This window comes from Sphaerisporangium fuscum (genome assembly GCF_018531465.1).
GTDB classification, from domain to species: Bacteria; Actinomycetota; Actinomycetes; order Streptosporangiales; family Streptosporangiaceae; genus Sphaerisporangium; species Sphaerisporangium fuscum.
Map to the genome: position 1 here is coordinate 111,196 of NZ_JAHDTF010000034.1, position 16,286 is coordinate 127,481.

Genomic DNA, 16,286 nt, shown 5'->3' on the forward strand with positions numbered 1-16,286 from the left:
TCACTGTGGCGACATGGCTCGTCACCGCGGGATTCGGCGCGTATCTGCTGTGCCTGTGGCTGGCCGGGGGAGGGCTACGCCGGCAGAAGACCAAGGTGACCCGGTTCCCGACCGCGCTGATCTTCGTGCATCCCGTGCTGGGGCTCGCGGGCCTCGCCTCCTGGCTGGCCTTCGCCTTCTCCGCCGGGCGCGGGTACGGGTGGCTGGCCCTCGGCCTGCTGTCGCCGGCGGCCCTGCTCGGCTTCGTGATGTTCACCCGCTGGCTGGGCGGCGGAAGGCATGAGAAGGGCGCCGAGCAGGGCTTCCCCCTGCTGGCCGTGATCATGCACGGCGTGCTCGCGGTGGTGACGTTCGTCCTGGTGCTCCTCGGCACGACGACCCTGTAGACGCCGGCGCGACGGCCTCTCTCGGCGCGGCCGGACGACCCTCCGGGTGCGGCGCGACGACCCGTGCCCGTGACCCGCGGTGTCCATAGTGACGACGAGCGATTCATGAAATACACTTCGGTAAAAGTTCATCGGGTGTGGCCGGCTCCCGGCCGCACCGTTGCCGTGAGGAAGGCGGGGGAGCGGGGTTGAGCGACAGTGTGGCGGGTGACAGGAGCTGGACGTTCCTGACCAACCACGCCCGGGTCCTGGTGGAGATCGCCCGGCACCCCCACTCACGCCTGCGCGACATCGCCGCGACGATCGGCATCACCGAACGCGCCGCTCAGACGATCGTGACCGACCTGGAGCAGGCGGGTTACATCACCCGCACCAGGGTGGGGCGCCGCAACCACTACAGCGTCGACCCCAGCCGGCCCTTCCGCCACCCCGCTGACGCCAACCACAACGTCGAGGCGTTGCTGGCGGTCTTCGCCGGGGAGGACCAGGAGGACCGGCCGCAGGATGAGGAGCGGTGATGAGCCCGACGCGGCGGCCCCCGCTGGTCCTGGTCGTGGAGGACGACCCGGGCGACCAGGTGCTGATCCAGGAGGCCTTCGCCGAGCAGGCGATCGACCCGGCCCCGCGGCTGATCCTGGCCGGCGACGGCCAGGAGGCGCTCGACTTCCTCCACGGGCGCGGCGCGCACGCCGGCGCGTCCCGTCCCGATCTGGTGGTGCTGGATCTGAACCTGCCCCTGTGCGACGGGCGGGCGGTGCTGCGGCAGGTCAAGTCCGATGAGGGGCTGCGGTCGATCCCGGTGGTGGTGTTCACCACCTCCACCCTGGCCGAGGACATCGCCGAAACCTACCTGCTGCACGCCAACGCGTACGTGGCCAAGCCGCTGGACTTCGCCGACTTCACCGCCGCGGTCCGCAGCATCGGCGAGTTCTTCACCCGTACCGCCCGCCTGCCCGGCCTCACCGCCGTCTGACCTTGCGCGAGCCCTGCGATGTCAGGGCGTGCGGCCCCGACAAGGACGTCCGATTTCCGCCGACGGTGCGCCGTCCTGACAGGACACCATGGGCTCATGACCACGGAGACGAGGTTGAACGACGAGAGCAGGCGCTCACTCGAAGTCCTGGAGAGGTTCTACCGGGCGGAGGCCGTCTACATCGGCGCCGGCGGCCCGGGCAAGGCCGACTTCGGTGTGATGGCCGAGTGCCTGGATCCCGAGGTGGTGATGTACCAGGCGGACTCCCTGCCGTACGGCGGCACCTGGCACGGGCCGAGCGGCATCGAGGGGTTCATGGCCGGCATGAGCGAGGCCTGGGAGTCCCTGGAGTTCCTGGAGCAGAGGTACGTGGTCGACGGCGGCAGCGTGGTGGTCTGGAACCGCGGCCTCCTTCGCGCCCGTGCCACCGGGCGTGAGCTGGAGACAGAGGTGATGCAGCTGATGACCATCAAGGACGGCCGCATCGCCGAGATCCGTCCGTTCTACCTGGACACCGCCGCGGTCCTCGCCGCCCTGCGCCCCGGCGGCGCGTGACGGGTCACCGGCCCGGGGATCTCTCCCTGGACCGCAGGATCTGCATCGAGCGGCTGGTGACCGCCACCAGCGACCCCGGCTCCCAGACATCGTCCTCGTAGCGCTCGGGGCCGGGCCCCTCGTCGGTGGTGTCGAGCACCGTCCGCCAGCCAGGCCCGAACTCCGGGCCCGGCAGGGAGAACGTGATGTTCTCGTGGTGGGCGTTGACCAGCAGCAGGAACGAGTCGTCGGTGATGCGCTCGCCCCGAGGTCCCGGCTCGCTGATGGCCTCGCCGTTGAGGAACACCGCCATCGCCTTGCCGAAGCCGCTGTGCCAGTCGTCGGCGATCATCTCCTTGCCCGAGGGCGTGAGCCACACGATGTCGCGGATGTCGCCCTCGGGGACCCGGCCCTGGAAGAAGCGGCGGCGCCGGAAGACGGGGTGCTCCCTGCGGAACCTCGCCAGCGCGCGGACGAAATCGAGCAGCTCCGGCTCGGACTTCACCAGCGACCAGTCGACCCAGGAGATCTCGTTGTCCTGGCAGTAGGCGTTGTTGTTGCCGCCCTGGGTGCGGCCCAGTTCGTCGCCGTGCAGCAGCATCGGCACGCCCTGCGACACGAACAGGGTCGTCAGGAAGTTGCGGCGCTGGCGGCGGCGCAGCCGTACGACCGCCGGGTCCTCGGACGGGCCCTCGGCCCCGCAGTTCCACGAGCGGTTGTCGTCGGTGCCGTCGCGGTTGTTCTCGGCGTTGGCCTCGTTGTGCTTGCGGTTGTAGGAGACCAGGTCGCTCAGCGGGAACCCGTCGTGGCAGGTGACGAAGTTGATCGAGGCGACCGGGCGGCGCCCGCTGGAGGCGTACAGGTCGGAGGAGCCGGTCAGGCGCGAGGCGAACTCCGGCAGCACCGAGGGGCTGCCCCGCCAGAAGTCGCGCACGCTGTCGCGGTACTTGCCGTTCCACTCGGTCCACAGGGGAGGGAAGTTGCCCACCTGGTACCCGCCGGGGCCGACGTCCCACGGCTCGGCGATCAGCTTGACCTGCGAGATCACCGGGTCCTGCTGGATGAGGTCGAAGAACGCCGACAGCCGGTCGACGTCGTGCAGTTCGCGGGCCAGGGCAGCGGCCAGGTCGAAGCGGAACCCGTCGACGTGCATCTCCATGACCCAGTAGCGCAGCGAGTCCATGATCAGCTGAAGCGCGTGGGGGGAGCGGACGTTGAGGGAGTTTCCGCAGCCGGTGTAGTCGAGCAGCAGGCGGCGGTCGCTGTCGAGCAGCCGGTAGTAGGAGGCGTTGTCGATGCCGCGGTACGACAGCGTGGGGCCCATGTGGTCGCCCTCGGCGGTGTGGTTGTAGACCACGTCGAGGATCACCTCGATGCCCGCCTCGTGCAGGGCCTTCACCATCGCCTTGAACTCCAGCACCTGCTCGCCGCGCTGCCCGGCGCTGGAGTAGGCGTTGTGCGGGGCGAGGAAGGAGATCGTGTTGTAGCCCCAGTAGTTGGTGAGCCCCCGGGCGACCATGGCGTGCTCGGGCACGAACTGGTGCACCGGCATGAGCTCCACCGCGGTCACGCCCAGGCTCTGCAGGTGCTCGATCACGGCGGGGTGCGCGAGACCGGCGTAGGTGCCGCGCTGTTCCTCGGGCACCTCCGGGTGGCGCATGGTGAGCCCGCGCACGTGCGCCTCGTAGATCACGGTCTCGTGGTACGGCGTGCGGGGCGGGCGGTCGTTGCCCCAGTCGAAGAACGGGTTGACCACGACGTTCTTCGGCATGTAGGGGGCGCTGTCGTCGGTGTTGCGCAGGCCGGGGTCGCTGAACTGGTAGGAGAACAGCGAGGGGTCCCAGTGGACCTCGCCTTCCACGGCCTTGGCGTAAGGGTCGAGCAGCAGCTTGGCGGGGTCGCAGCGGTGGCCCGAGGCGGGGTCGTACGGCCCGTGGACGCGGTAGCCGTACCGCTGTCCGGGCAGCACGCCGGGCAGGTAACCGTGCCAGACGAAACCGTCGACCTCGGGGAGGTCGACGCGGCTCTCGTTGCCGGCGTCGTCGAAGAGGCAGAGCTCGACTCGCTCGGCGACCTCGGAGAAGAGTGAGAAGCTCGTCCCCACGCCATCCCAGGTGGCGCCCAGAGGGTACGGCTCTCCAGGCCAGACCTCACGCATGTAGCCTCATTGTGGTTGTGAAACGGTCCGCGGAGCAGCTCGATCGCGTGCTTGTTTCCTTCTCGTGACGAGGCGGGCCTGATCAGCTCCTTCCTTCGAAGGCCCCGTGGTGGCGTACCTGGATGGTGGCGTCCCGGCTCTACAGTCGATATTAGGGCCGACCGTCTGATTTGCCAGATCTTTTGGGCCAGGCGGGGGGTGGCCATCCGGAACGGCCTGACGAGCGCCTCCGTGGACGGACAAACTACCCCAAATCCGACAAAAGCGCATAGTTCTGTCAAGGCTTCGGTAAACCCGGACGGCAAGGCCCCCGCGTGCCGCGCACGCGGGGGCCCAGGACGATGCTCAGCCGATCAGTTCGGCGTTCAGCGTGATCGTGGTGCCCGCGAGGGCCTTGCTGACCGGGCAGTTGGCCTTGGCGGTCTCGGCGGCGGCCTGGAAGTCCTCGGCCGAGATGCCCGGCACCTGGGCCCGGACGGACAGCACGATGCCGGTGATGCCCTCACCCGGCTGGAAGGTCACGTCGGCCTTGGTCTCGACGGTCTGCGGCGGCGTGCCGGCCTGGGCGAGCCCGTGCGACAGCGCCATCGAGAAGCAGGAGGAGTGGGCCGCCGCGATGAGCTCCTCGGGGCTGGTCTTGCCGTTCGCCTGCTCGGCCCGCGAAGGCCACGAGACGTCGAACGTGCCGACGCCCGAGGTGTCGAGCGAGACGGTGCCGGAGCCGTCGAGCAGCGCGCCCTTCCACTGCGTCGTCGCGGTACGTGTGGTCGCCATAGCGATCATCCCTTCGATTCAGATCCTTCACCGAACCTACATGTGCACCGGCAAGCGGGATGCCCGGCACGAACGGACCCGGCCGCCCGTGGAGGGCGCCGGGTCCGGTAGGTGATCCTATCGACGTCGGGCCCGTCGCCGGCGGGTGGCCACCTCGCCCGCCTCGGAGTCATGGTGGTACGGCGGCCGCCGTACCGTCGGCCACCGCGGTGAGCGGCGCCGTGCCGGCCCGCCCCTCGGCCCTCGCCGTGCGGCCGATGCCGTCCGTCCGCCGCGGCGGGGCTCTCACCAGCAAGATCAGCTCGTTGCGGCCGGTTCTGCCGAGGGTCCGTCGAATTCATCGCGTCTTTCTTCCGGAAGGTTGACGTAAATACCGGGTGACGCTTAGGTTTCGGACAGGTCGACGCCGAGCACACACGCGCTCCACCGCCTCGGTGCGCCCCCGGGGCGGGGAGGCGGCTTCGGCGTCCTGCGATGGACGCGCCGGGCGTCCCTCTCCCTTCGCGCGGCCTGGCACCGGTTTCCCCTGGTCAGAGGCATCGCCGTTTCGCCCGCCGAGTGAGAAGTTCTTTTTGCCACATTCTTGACAGAAAAACTAGGGATCTCTACGTTGCGACCCATGGCAACTCCCAGCGGAGTCCACGCACTCGTCCGCCGGTCCCACGAGGAACGGGTGCTGCGTGTACTCCGGCAGAACGGCGCCCAGAGCCGCAACGAGATCGCGGCGCAGGTCGGCCTGTCCCGCACCACGGTCTCCGAGATCACCGGCGATCTCCTCGCCCGCGGCGCCATCCGCGTCGTCGCCACCGACGCGGGCGAGCGCGTGGGCAGCGGCCGTCCGGCCGAACGCCTCGCGCTCGACCCCGCGTCGGGGCAGTACATGGGCGTCGACTTCGGCCACCGCCGGGTGAACGTCCTGGTGGCGGACGCCGCGCACGAGATCATCGCCTCCGGGACCGCCCGCTACGAGGAGTCGGCGCAGTGGCCCGAGCGCCTCCAGGCGGGGCTGGCCCTCACCGACCGGCTGAGCGCCGACACCGGCGTCCACTACGGGGCGCTGCAGGCCATCGGGATCGGCGTGCCCGGCTGGGGCGACCGGTCACGCGCCGACGGCGTCGCGGAGGTGTTCGCCGAGCGCTTCCACGCCGGGGTGATCGTCGACAACAACGTGCGGTTCGCGGGGCTGGCCGAGGCGCTGAACACCCAGAGCGACTCCGTGCGCGACCTCATCTACCTGCGCCTGTCCGACGGTGTCGGCGGCGGGCTGGTCGTGGGCGGCCAGCTCGCGCGGGGATTCAAGGGGTACGCGGGCGAGCTCGGCCACGTGAACGCGGTCCCGGGCGGCGCCCAGTGCCGGTGCGGCAAGCGGGGCTGCGTGGAGACCGTCGCCTCGGTGCCCGGGATCCTGCGGCGGTGCCGCGAGCTGGGCGTGCCGATGAACTCGCTGGACGACCTGGAGGCCGCCGTGCGGATCGCGCACCCGGTCGTGGACCAGGTGCTCCGCGAGGCCGGGACGGTCGTCGGCCGGGTGCTCGGCACGGCCGCGATGACGCTCAACCCGAGCGAGATCGTGCTCGGCGGCGAGATCGTCCAGATCGCCCCGGCGCTGATCCGGCAGGTCGCGGACACGGTCACCTACGAGCTGTCGTGGCTGACCGACGCCGTGCCGGTGATCCGGCCCGCCCTGCTCTCCGACGACGGCGGGGCGCGCGGGGCCATCGCGGCCCTGTTCCACGAGTCCCCCCTGCTCGCCGGATACGAAGCGAACGTGACGACGGACGGAGGCCGGCAGTGGCAGTGATCAGTGCGGATTCCGCGAGGGCCGTGAACGCTCCCGCCCGGACGCGCAGGAGCCGGACCTTCCTGGTCCTGAACGCCGTCTCGGTGGTGGCCGGGGTGGCGATCTGGTGGGGGCTGTCCCTGGCCGGTCTCCAGTTCCCGACTCCCGTCCAGGTGGTCGCGGCCGCCTGGACGATGATCCAGGACGGCACCCTGGTGACCGACATCGGCGCCTCCCTCGGGCGCGTGCTGGCCGGCTTCGCCCTCGGCTCGGTGGCGGCGGTCCTGGTCGGCTTCGTCATGGGGTGGTACACGGTCGCCCGCGGCCTGTTCGAGCCGTGGATCCAGTTCTTCCGGACCATCCCGCCGCTGGCGATGCTGCCCCTGGTGCTGGTCCTGATGGGCATCGGCGAGAGCCCGAAGATCTTCGTCATCTTCCTGGCGGCGTTCCTGGCCTGCGTGATCTCGACCTACCAGGGCGTGGTGAGCGTGGACAGGACGCTCGTCAACGCGGCCCGGGTGCTCGGCGGCAACGACGGCACGATCTTCGCGCGGGTCGTGGTGCCGGCCTCGACGCCGTTCATCCTCGTCGGGATGCGGGTCGGGCTCGGCTCGGCCTGGGGCACGCTCGTGGCCGCCGAACTGCTGGCCGCCCAGGCCGGGCTCGGGCACCGGATGCAGAGCGCCCAGCTCTACTACGACCTGCCGACGATCTTCGTGGGCATCATCACGATCGGGGTCCTCGGCCTGATCATGGACCGGCTGCTCATGCTCGCCGGCAACAAACTGACGGCCTGGCAGGAGAACCGATGAGCACCCCCAAGATCTCCGTGCGCGACGTCCAGAAGGTCTTCCCCGTGGGGAAGGAGGACTTCGTCGCCCTCGGCGGGGTCTCCCTCGACATCGCCGACAACGAGTTCGTGACCGTCGTCGGCCCCTCCGGCTGCGGCAAGAGCACCCTGCTCAACATCCTCGCCGGGCTGGAGGAGCCCACCGGCGGCACCGCGCTGGTCGACGGGAAGCCGGTCACCGGTCCCGGCCCCGAGCGCGGGGTCATCTTCCAGCAGTACGCCCTGTTCCCCTGGCTGACCGTCCGCGAGAACGTCGAGTTCGGCATGCGCACCGCGAAGGTCCCCAAGGACGAGCGGCGGCGGCGGGCCGAGCACTTCATCCGCCTGGTCGGCCTGGAGCAGTTCGCCGACGCGCTGCCGAAGACGCTCTCGGGCGGCATGAAGCAGCGCTGCGCGATCGCCCGCGCGTACGCGGTGAACCCGTCGATCCTGCTCATGGACGAGCCCTTCGGCGCGCTGGACGCGCTGACCCGGGTGAGGCTCCAGGAGCAGCTCCTCTCGACGTGGAGCCAGGACCGGCGGACGGTCATGTTCATCACCCACGACGTCGACGAGGCGGTCTTCCTGGCCAACCGGGTGGTCGTCATGGCCGCCCGGCCCGGCCGGATCGCCGACGTCATCGACGTCGACCTCCCCTATCCGCGTGACGAGGACATGAGGCTGAGCCCCGAGTTCGGGGCGCTGCGCAACCGCGTCTGGCATTCGGTGTACCACCAGCGGCAGATCAAGGAGTCCGCGCAATGAGGAAGACATTCATGGCCGCCGCGGCCGTCGTCGTGGCGTTGTCGGCGGCCGCCTGCTCGTCGGACGACTCCGGCGGCTCGGGCGGCGGCGCCACCCACGTGGACTTCGGCTACATCGGCGACTTCAACGGCGCGAGCCTGCTCGCCGTCGCCGACTCCCAGGGGCTGTGGAAGAAGCACGGACTGGACGTCAAGACCAGCGTCTTCACCAACGGGCCGCTGCAGATCCAGGCGCTCGGCACCGGCGACCTCGACTTCGGCTACATCGGCCCCGGCGCCATGTGGCTGCCCGCCTCCGGCAAGGCCAAGGTCGTCGCGCTGAACACGCTCGGCAACGCCGACCGCGTCATCGCCCAGGCCGGGACGAAGACGATGGCCGACCTGAAGGGCAAGACCGTCGGCGTGCCCGAGGGCACCTCCGGCGACATGATCCTCACGCTCGCGCTGAAGAAGGCCGGGCTCACCAAGCAGGACGTCAAGATCGTCCCTATGGACGCCTCCACGATCGTCTCGGCGTTCACCTCCAAGCAGATCGACGCGGCCGGCTTCTGGTACCCGGCCATCGGCACCATCAAGAAGACGGTCCCGGACCTGGTCGAGCTGGCCAAGAACGAGGACTTCGCCGACACGGTGTCGTTCCCGACCGCCTTCGTCGCCGGCAACGACGTCGTCGCCAAGGACCGGCCCAAGGCCGAGAAGGTGGTCGCCGCGCTGCGGGAGGCGATCCAGTACCGCAGCGACCACCTCGACGAGACCATCGCCGCGACCGCCACGATGCTCAAGCTGCCGGTCGACCAGGTCAAGGCCGACGCGGCCAACTCCAAGGTGCTGTCGCTGTCCGACCTGGACGGCTACACCAAGGACGGGACGATCGACAAGTGGCTCAGCGGGATGAACGACTACTTCGCCGGCGCGGGCAAGCTGACCGGGGCGGTCGACCCCAAGACCTACTACACGGCCGATCTGTTCACGGGCGCCGCCAAGTGAACATCCTCTTCCTGATGACCGACCAGCACCGGGCCGACACCCTGGGCACGTACGGGAACCGGCTGGCCGCCACCCCGGTGCTGGACGAGCTGGCCCGGACCGGGACCCGGTTCGACCGCTGGTACACCCCGACCGCGATCTGCACACCGGCGCGGGCGAGCCTGCTCACCGGGCAGGCGCCGTTCCGGCACAAGCTGCTCGCCAACCACGAGAGGAACGTCGGCTACATCGAGGACCTGCCGGAGGGCCAGTGGAGCTTCTCCGGGGCGCTGCGGGACGCCGGGTACAACTGCGGGCTCATCGGCAAGTGGCACGTCGGGCACCACCGGCGGGCGGCCGACTTCGGGTTCGACGGGCCGGACCTTCCGGGGTGGCACAACCCGGTCGACCACCCCGACTACCTGGACTACCTCGCCGCGAACGACCTGCCGCCGTACGAGATCCACGACCGTGTCCGCGGCACGCTGCCGAACGGCGGCCCGGGCAACCTGCTCGCCGCCAGGCTGCGCCAGCCCATCGAGGCGACGTTCGAGTACTACCTGGCCACCCGGGCGATCGAGATGCTCGAACGGTACGCGGCCGAGCCCCGGCCGTTCTTCCTGCAGCTCAACTTCTTCGGCCCGCACCTGCCGTACATCGTGCCGGACGAGTACTTCGACATGTTCGACCCCGAACTGGTCGAGCTGCCGAAGTCGATCGCGGAGACCTTCGCCGGCAAGCCGCCGGTGCAGGCCAACTACAGCGCGCACTGGACGTTCGACACCATGCCGCTGGAGGTGACGCGCAAGCTGATCGCCGTCTACTGGGGGTACGTCGCGCTCATCGACGAGCAGATCGGGCGGGTCATGGACGCCATGCGGCGCCTGGGACTGACCGACGACACGGCGGTGTTCTTCACCTGCGACCACGGCGAGTTCACCGGCGCCCACCGCCTGCACGACAAGGGGCCGGCGATGTATGAGGACATCTACCGCACGCCGGGCATGCTGCGCATCCCGGGCCAGGAGCCGGGGGTCGTCCGGACGGAGTTCGTCAGCCTGCTCGACTGCACCGCGACGATCCTCGAACTGGCCGGCCTCGACCCGGCCCCCGCCGTCGACTCGCGCAGCCTCGTGCCGCTCGCGTCCACCGGCGAGGTGGCGTGGGAGCAGGACATCGTCTGCGAGTTCCACGGGCACCACTTCCCCTACCCGCAGCGGATGATCCGGACCGACCGCTACAAACTGGTCGTCAACCCCGACTCGACCAACGAGCTGTACGACCTGTTCACCGACCCGGACGAACTGCTCAACGTGTACGACCACCCCGAGATGGCGCAGGTGCGCGCACGGCTGATGCGGCGGCTGTACCAGGTGCTGCGTGACCGGGGCGACAACTTCTACCACTGGATGACCTCGATGTACGACGTCGGCGACGTCTCCTACGACCCGACACTGAGCGGGCTGGACGAGGCGACCTACCGGTGACGCCGATCAGACGTCCCAACATCGTCATGATCCTCACCGACGACCACGCCGCGCACGCCGTCGGCGCGTACGGGTCGGTGGTCAACCGGACGCCGCGCATCGACGAGATCGCCGAGCTCGGCGCACGGTTCGACAACTGCTTCGCGACCAACGCGCTCTGCTCGCCGAGCCGGGCCAGCATCCTGACCGGCACGTATTCGCACGTCAACGGGGTATCAACGCTGGTCACGCCCATCGACGCCGCGCAGCCGACGTTCGTGAGCCAGTTGAAGGCCGCCGGCTACCGCACCGCCATCGTCGGCAAGTGGCACATGGGGGACGGACCCGGTCACGACCCCCAGGGGTTCGACCACTGGGACGTGCTGATCGAGCAGGGGGAGTACTTCGACCCCTCGTTCCTGTCGGAGGACGGCCTGCGGACCGTCCCCGGCTACGCCACCGACCTCATCACCGACATGGCGCTGGCCTGGGCGGACGGGCTCGACGGCGACGACCCGTGGTGCCTGCTGATCTACCACAAGGCGCCGCACCGCCCGTGGGAGCCCGACGAGAAGCACGCCGGGATGTACGCCGATCCCATCCCGGTGCCCGCGACGTTCACCGACGACCACGCGACGCGCTCGGCGTCCGCGCGGCGGGCCGCCATGCGGATCGCCGAGCACCTCAACGCCGAGGACCTCAAGCAGGACCCGCCCGAAGGGCTGTCCTACGAGGAGACGGCGCTGTGGAAGTACCAGCGGTACATGGAGGACTACCTGGCCGTCGTCGCGTCGGTGGACGACAACGTGGGCCGGGTCGTCGACTGGCTCCGCGCGCGGGGGGACCTCGACGACACCCTCCTGATGTACTGCTCCGACCAGGGCTTCTTCCTGGGCGACCACGGGTGGTTCGACAAGCGCTTCATGTACGAGGAGTCGCTGCGGATGCCGCTGGTGCTGAGCTACCCCCGGCGGATCCCCGCCGGGCAGGTGCACACCGGGATCGTCACGAACGTCGACTTCGCCCAGACCGTGCTGGACGTGGCGGGGGTGCCGCACCATCCCCGCATGCAGGGCCGCAGCTTCCTGGCCGACCTGACCGGCGAACCCGGCCCGCCCCCGGCGGAGGGGATGTACTACCGCTACTGGGAGCACGACGACGTCTTCCACAAGGCGCCGGCCCACTACGGCTACCGGACGTCCCGCTACAAGATCATCTATTTCTACAACGACGGCATGGGGATCCCCGGCACGGGTGCGTTCACCTACAGCGGCGAATGGGAGCTGTACGACCTGGAGGTGGATCGGGAGGAACTGCGCAACGTCTACCACGACCCGGCCTACCGCGGGGTCCGCGAGGAGATGAAGGTCCGCATGTGGCACGCCCAGGCGGCCCTCGGCGACGAGCCGCACCCCAGCCAGCCGGTGCCCGAGGGACTCCATACGGCTGGCGGGAACGGCCGGCCGGTGCCCGAGGAACTCTACGTGACCGGCGGGAGCGGCCGGCCGGTGCCCGAGGGACTCCACGTGGCCGGCGGGAGCGGCCGGCCGGCGCCCGAGGGGATCTGACGTGTCCGGAAGCTGCTGCACGCCCGCGACGCCGGGAGCGCCGATGGAGCCCGTGCGGTTCGCGGCGCGGGGGAGGCACGCCGTCGAGCAGGTGCGCCTGCCCGGCGGCGGGTTCGCCATGGGGGACGCCACCGGCGACGGCAACCCGGGTGACGGGGAGACGCCCGTGCACCGGGTCGCCGTGGCGCCGTTCTCGATCGACGCGACCGCCGTGACCACGGCCGACTTCGCCGCGTTCACCGACGCGACCGGCTACCGGACCGAGGCGGAGGAGTACGGCTTCTCCGCGGTGTTCCACCTGGCCCTGCGCGCCCGCCCCGAGGACGTGATGAACCCCGTCCCCGGCACCCCCTGGTGGGTCGGCGTGCGCGGCGCCGACTGGCGGCACCCCGGCGGCCCGCTGTCCGCCGCGGAGCCCGACCATCCCGTGGTCCACGTGAGCTGGAACGACGCGGCCGCGTACTGCTCGTGGGCCGGCCGGCGCCTGCCCACCGAGGCCGAATGGGAGTACGCCGCCAGGGGCGGCCTGGAGGGCGCGCGCTACCCCTGGGGCGACGACCTGCCCGAGGACGAGTGGCGGGTGAACATCTGGCAGGGCGTCTTCCCCACCGAGAACACCGAGGCGGACGGCTACCTGACCACCGCTCCGGTCCGCGCCTACGAGCCCAACCCCTACGGTTTGTGGCAGATGGTGGGGAACGTCTGGGAGTGGTGTTCGGACTGGTACGCGCCCGACTACTACGCCTACTCGCCGTCGGACGACCCGCGCGGCCCGCTTCACGGAACGGCGCGGGTGCTGCGCGGCGGCTCGTTCCTGTGCCACGACTCCTACTGCAACCGCTACCGCAACTCGGCGCGCTCGGCGAACACCCCCGACTCCTCGATGGCCAACGCCGGTTTCCGCACCGTGGCGCTCTGACGTCCGCCACCCGGCCGGCGGGCCCCGGCGACCGGCGGCAACGACGACCTGACCCTGATACCGACGACGCGAAGGCGGCGAGACGATGAGCACGATCCATGTCGAGGTGCTGAAGACCTCCTCCCTGGGCGACCGCAGCTACCTGGCCCACGACGGCCGCGTCGCGCTGGTGGTCGACCCCCAGCGCGACATCGACCGGATCCTGACCCTGGCCGGACGGCTCGGCGTGCGCATCACGCACGTGGCCGAAACCCACCTGCACAACGACTACGTCTCCGGTGGCCTGGCCCTAGCGCAGGTGACCGGCGCCGCCTACACCTGCTGGGCCAGCGGCACGCCCACACCCTGGCCCATCACCAGCACGCCTCCGCGCGCCGCCTGGCCGACCTGCACTGCGGTACCGGCTACCGGGCCGCCGCCGCCAGCCTGCTGGCCCGGAACGGACGGACGGTGGTGCACATCGACGACGCCTACGAAAACGCCGCCGATGCGGGACTTCTCATCACCGCCCCCGCGAACTGACCACCACGACCGCCCACCGGCAGAGCCGGCGCCCCCCTCGCCACCGGGCAAGCGCGCTGGGACCTGGAGCGCCAGGTGCGCCTGGCGGCCGGCTCCATCGTGCCGGCCTCGGCGGAGGGGCCGGGTGGCCCCTCCGCCGGGCTGTCCTGGGCCTGCTCAGGGGATCTTCACGGTGGCTCTCTCGATGATCGAACTGAGGTCGAGGCCAGGGGGGAGGGTGCCGAAGGCGTGTCCCCAGTCGGCGTCCAGGCGGGAGGCGCAGAAGGCGTCGGCGACGTCGGGGTGGCCGTACCTGACCAGCAGGGACGCCTGGAGGGTGAGGATGAGCCGTTCGACCACCAGGCGGGCCCGGTACTCCATGGTGGCGGCGTCGGTGACGGAGTCCTTGGCCCTGAGGATGGCGGCGTCGAGGCGGCGGTCGGCGCCTTCGGCGAGGCAGGCCTCCTCGAAGAAGGCGTCGAGGGCCTGGGGTTCCTTCATGATGGCCCGGAGCACGTCCAGCGCGGCCACGTTGCCCGATCCCTCCCAGATGCCGTTGAGGGGAGATTCCCGGAACAGCCGGGGCATCTGCGACTCCTCGACGTACCCGTTGCCGCCCAGGCACTCCAGCGACTCGGCCGCGTGGCCGGGGGCGCGCTTGCACACCCAGTACTTGGCCGCCGCCAGGGCGGTGCGGCGCAGGGCGCTCTCGCCGGTCACGCCGCGGATCGCCTTGTCCGTCGCCCCGGCGAGGCGCAGCATGACGGCCGTCGCGGCCTCCGACTCCACCACCAGGTCCGCCAGGACGTTGCGCATCAGCGGCTGCTCGGCCAGCGCCTTGCCGAACGCCTTTCGGTGGACGGTGTGGTGCACCGCCTGCGTGACGCCGTACCTCATGCCGGCCGCCGAGCCGATCACGCAGTCGAGCCGCGTCATGTTGACCATCTCGATGATCGTGCGCACGCCCCGGCCCTCCTCACCGACGAGGAACGCGAGCGCGCGCTCGTACTCCACCTCCGCCGAGGCGTTGGACCTGTTGCCCAGCTTGTCCTTCAACCGCATGATCCGCATGGCGTTGCGGGAGCCGTCGGGCAGCACACGGGGGAGCAGGAAGCACGACAGGCCGCCCGGGGCCTGCGCCAGCACCAGGAACACGTCGCACATCGGGGCCGAGTTGAACCACTTGTGGCCGGTGATCGCGTAGGTCCCGTCACCGAGGGGCTCGGCCCTGGTGGTGTTCGCCCGCACGTCCGAGCCGCCCTGCTTCTCGGTCATCGCCATCCCCGCCAGCACCCCGCGCTTGGTCGCGGCCGGGCGCAGCCCGAAGTCGTAGGTCCGCGAGGCCAGCAGCGGCTCCCACTCGGCGGCCAGAGCGCGGGTGTGCCGCAGGGCCGCCACGCTGGCGTACGTCATCGAGATCGGGCAGCCGTGACCCGCCTCCACCTGCGACCACACGTAGAACTTGGCGGCCCGCGCGACGTGCGCCCCCGGACGCGCCGACGCCCACGGCGCGGCGTGCAGGCCGTGCCCGACCGCCACCGCCATCAGCTCGTGCCAGGCCGGGTGGAACTCCACCTCGTCGACCCGGTTGCCGTACCGGTCGTGGGTGCGCAGCACCGGCGTGTGCTCGTTGGCGAGCCTGCCCCACTCCTGCGCCTTGGCCGAGCCGGCGAGCGCGCCGAGCGTGCGCAGTTCCCCGAGCGCCCAGTCGGCGTCCTCGCGTCTGACGCCCTCCAGCAGGCCGGGGTCGGTGGACACATCGTGGCCGGTGAGCGGGGGGACCTGGTTGAAGACGTCGTGCGTCAAGGGAGCCTCCGGGCGAATCGATGTGCTCTTGTACGGATACGATGAGCGCCGTTTCATGCGCGCTTCGCCATCCATCTCAACATTTCCGGTGAACAGTGGGATGCTCGGGTCTCGACCGACGAAGGGTGGAACCGGTGGAGGCGCCTTTGACGACCGACGACCGGGCGCTGCACCAGCGTGTCGTCGGCGGGGACGAAAACGCCCTGGGCGAACTCCACGAACGGCTGTACCCCCTGGTCCTGGGCCTGGCGCTGCGGATCACCCGTGACCGGGCCGTCGCCGAGGACATCGTGCAGGAGGTGTTCGTCACCTTCTGGGAGCGTCCCCTCGCCTTCGACCCCGACAAGGGGACGCTGCGCTCGTGGCTCGCCACGATCGCCCACCGGCGGGCGGTCGACCACGTCCGCACCGAGGAGCGCCGCCGCGTGTCGGCCCTCGCGCCGCGCCTGGCCGAGCCCGACGACCCGAGCCCCCTGGAGGAGTGGGTGCTCGCCGCCGACGAGGCCGCCCGGGTACGGCGCGCGGTGAGTGATCTGCCCGGGGAGATTCGCGAGGCGATCGAACTCGCCTACTACCGTGGCCGTACTTATAGGCAGGCCGCCGAGGAACTCGGCCTGCCGGAGGGCACGGTGAAGTCCCGGATCCGTCTGGGCCTCCGAAGGCTCGCCGGCGAACTCGCCGAGGAGGAGCTATGACGGTGGACCCCTACCCCGGCCCCGCGGACCCCCTCGGCGACGCCGCCGACCCGGTCACCCGGCTCGTCCTGGACGCGCTGGCCGAGGTGGCGGGCCCGCCGGCCCCGGACGCCCGGTCCCGGCTCCTCGCCGCGGCGCGCGCCGCGCGCCACCCGGCCGCGCCGGCC

Annotated in this window: 16 protein-coding genes; 12 read left to right on the forward strand and 4 right to left on the reverse strand. The window is 70.6% G+C overall.

Going from position 1 to position 16,286, the window contains the following annotated elements:
* Positions 1-5: 5 nt before the first annotated feature.
* The 4 genes from KIK05_RS36695 to KIK05_RS36710 all read left to right on the forward strand — a co-directional run bounded on the left by KIK05_RS36695 (position 6) and on the right by KIK05_RS36710 (position 1,914).
* The gene (locus KIK05_RS36695) at positions 6-386 is read left to right on the forward strand and encodes a hypothetical protein (RefSeq protein WP_308250262.1); all 381 of its coding nucleotides are present in this window, start codon (positions 6-8) and stop codon (positions 384-386) included.
* A 188-nt stretch (positions 387-574) separates the two neighbouring features.
* The gene (locus tag KIK05_RS36700) at positions 575-904 is read left to right on the forward strand and encodes a helix-turn-helix transcriptional regulator (protein ID WP_214415447.1); all 330 of its coding nucleotides are present in this window, start codon (positions 575-577) and stop codon (positions 902-904) included.
* Complete coding sequence (locus KIK05_RS36705) at positions 904-1,359, forward strand: response regulator (protein WP_214415448.1); 456 nt, start codon at positions 904-906, stop codon at positions 1,357-1,359. Before KIK05_RS36700 ends, KIK05_RS36705 begins: the two co-directional genes overlap by 1 nt.
* A 96-nt stretch (positions 1,360-1,455) precedes the next feature.
* The gene (locus tag KIK05_RS36710) at positions 1,456-1,914 is read left to right on the forward strand and encodes a nuclear transport factor 2 family protein (RefSeq protein WP_214415449.1); all 459 of its coding nucleotides are present in this window, start codon (positions 1,456-1,458) and stop codon (positions 1,912-1,914) included.
* 4 nt (positions 1,915-1,918) lie between these two features.
* Here the strand turns inward: KIK05_RS36710 and glgX are convergent, their stop codons facing one another.
* The 3 genes from glgX to KIK05_RS48440 form a co-directional block, all read right to left on the reverse strand.
* The gene (glgX, locus tag KIK05_RS36715; RefSeq protein ID WP_214415450.1) at positions 1,919-4,051 is read right to left on the reverse strand and encodes a glycogen debranching protein GlgX; all 2,133 of its coding nucleotides are present in this window, start codon (positions 4,049-4,051) and stop codon (positions 1,919-1,921) included.
* Positions 4,052-4,396: 345 nt separating this feature from the next.
* Positions 4,397-4,825 (reverse strand): OsmC family protein, encoded by a 429-nt coding sequence (locus tag KIK05_RS36720; protein ID WP_214415451.1) that lies wholly within the window; start codon positions 4,823-4,825, stop codon positions 4,397-4,399.
* 169 nt (positions 4,826-4,994) lie between these two features.
* Positions 4,995-5,120, reverse strand: a complete 126-nt coding sequence (locus KIK05_RS48440; RefSeq protein ID WP_284681536.1) for a hypothetical protein — start codon at positions 5,118-5,120, stop codon at positions 4,995-4,997.
* Between the two features lie 324 nt (positions 5,121-5,444).
* Between KIK05_RS48440 and KIK05_RS36725 the strand changes: the two genes are divergently transcribed.
* The 7 genes from KIK05_RS36725 to KIK05_RS36755 are packed head-to-tail and all read left to right on the forward strand — an operon-like array spanning position 5,445 to position 13,117.
* Complete coding sequence (locus KIK05_RS36725; RefSeq protein ID WP_214415452.1) at positions 5,445-6,626, forward strand: ROK family transcriptional regulator; 1,182 nt, start codon at positions 5,445-5,447, stop codon at positions 6,624-6,626.
* A 23-nt stretch (positions 6,627-6,649) separates the two neighbouring features.
* Entirely contained in the window at positions 6,650-7,417 is a 768-nt protein-coding gene (locus tag KIK05_RS36730; protein WP_308250263.1) for an ABC transporter permease, read from the forward strand.
* Complete coding sequence (locus KIK05_RS36735) at positions 7,414-8,199, forward strand: ABC transporter ATP-binding protein (protein WP_214415453.1); 786 nt, start codon at positions 7,414-7,416, stop codon at positions 8,197-8,199. Before KIK05_RS36730 ends, KIK05_RS36735 begins: the two co-directional genes overlap by 4 nt.
* Entirely contained in the window at positions 8,196-9,185 is a 990-nt protein-coding gene (locus KIK05_RS36740) for an aliphatic sulfonate ABC transporter substrate-binding protein (protein WP_214415454.1), read from the forward strand. Before KIK05_RS36735 ends, KIK05_RS36740 begins: the two co-directional genes overlap by 4 nt.
* On the forward strand, positions 9,182-10,651 hold the full coding sequence (locus tag KIK05_RS36745) for a sulfatase family protein (RefSeq protein WP_308250264.1): 1,470 nt from the start codon (positions 9,182-9,184) through the stop codon (positions 10,649-10,651). The genes KIK05_RS36740 and KIK05_RS36745 overlap by 4 nt, the downstream gene beginning before the upstream one ends.
* Positions 10,648-12,198, forward strand: a complete 1,551-nt coding sequence (locus KIK05_RS36750) for a sulfatase family protein (protein WP_214415456.1) — start codon at positions 10,648-10,650, stop codon at positions 12,196-12,198. The genes KIK05_RS36745 and KIK05_RS36750 overlap by 4 nt, the downstream gene beginning before the upstream one ends.
* A 1-nt stretch (position 12,199) precedes the next feature.
* Positions 12,200-13,117, forward strand: coding sequence for a formylglycine-generating enzyme family protein (locus KIK05_RS36755; RefSeq protein WP_443729132.1), 918 nt, complete (start codon positions 12,200-12,202; stop codon positions 13,115-13,117).
* 678 nt (positions 13,118-13,795) lie between these two features.
* Here KIK05_RS36755 and KIK05_RS36760 read toward each other — a convergent pair.
* Positions 13,796-15,481: an isovaleryl-CoA dehydrogenase gene (locus KIK05_RS36760; protein ID WP_214415458.1), complete on the reverse strand. Its 1,686-nt coding sequence runs from the start codon at positions 15,479-15,481 to the stop codon at positions 13,796-13,798.
* 89 nt (positions 15,482-15,570) lie between these two features.
* Between KIK05_RS36760 and KIK05_RS36765 the strand changes: the two genes are divergently transcribed.
* Positions 15,571-16,119, forward strand: coding sequence for a sigma-70 family RNA polymerase sigma factor (locus KIK05_RS36765; protein ID WP_214415459.1), 549 nt, complete (start codon positions 15,571-15,573; stop codon positions 16,117-16,119).
* The last annotated feature ends 167 nt before the right edge of the window (positions 16,120-16,286 follow it).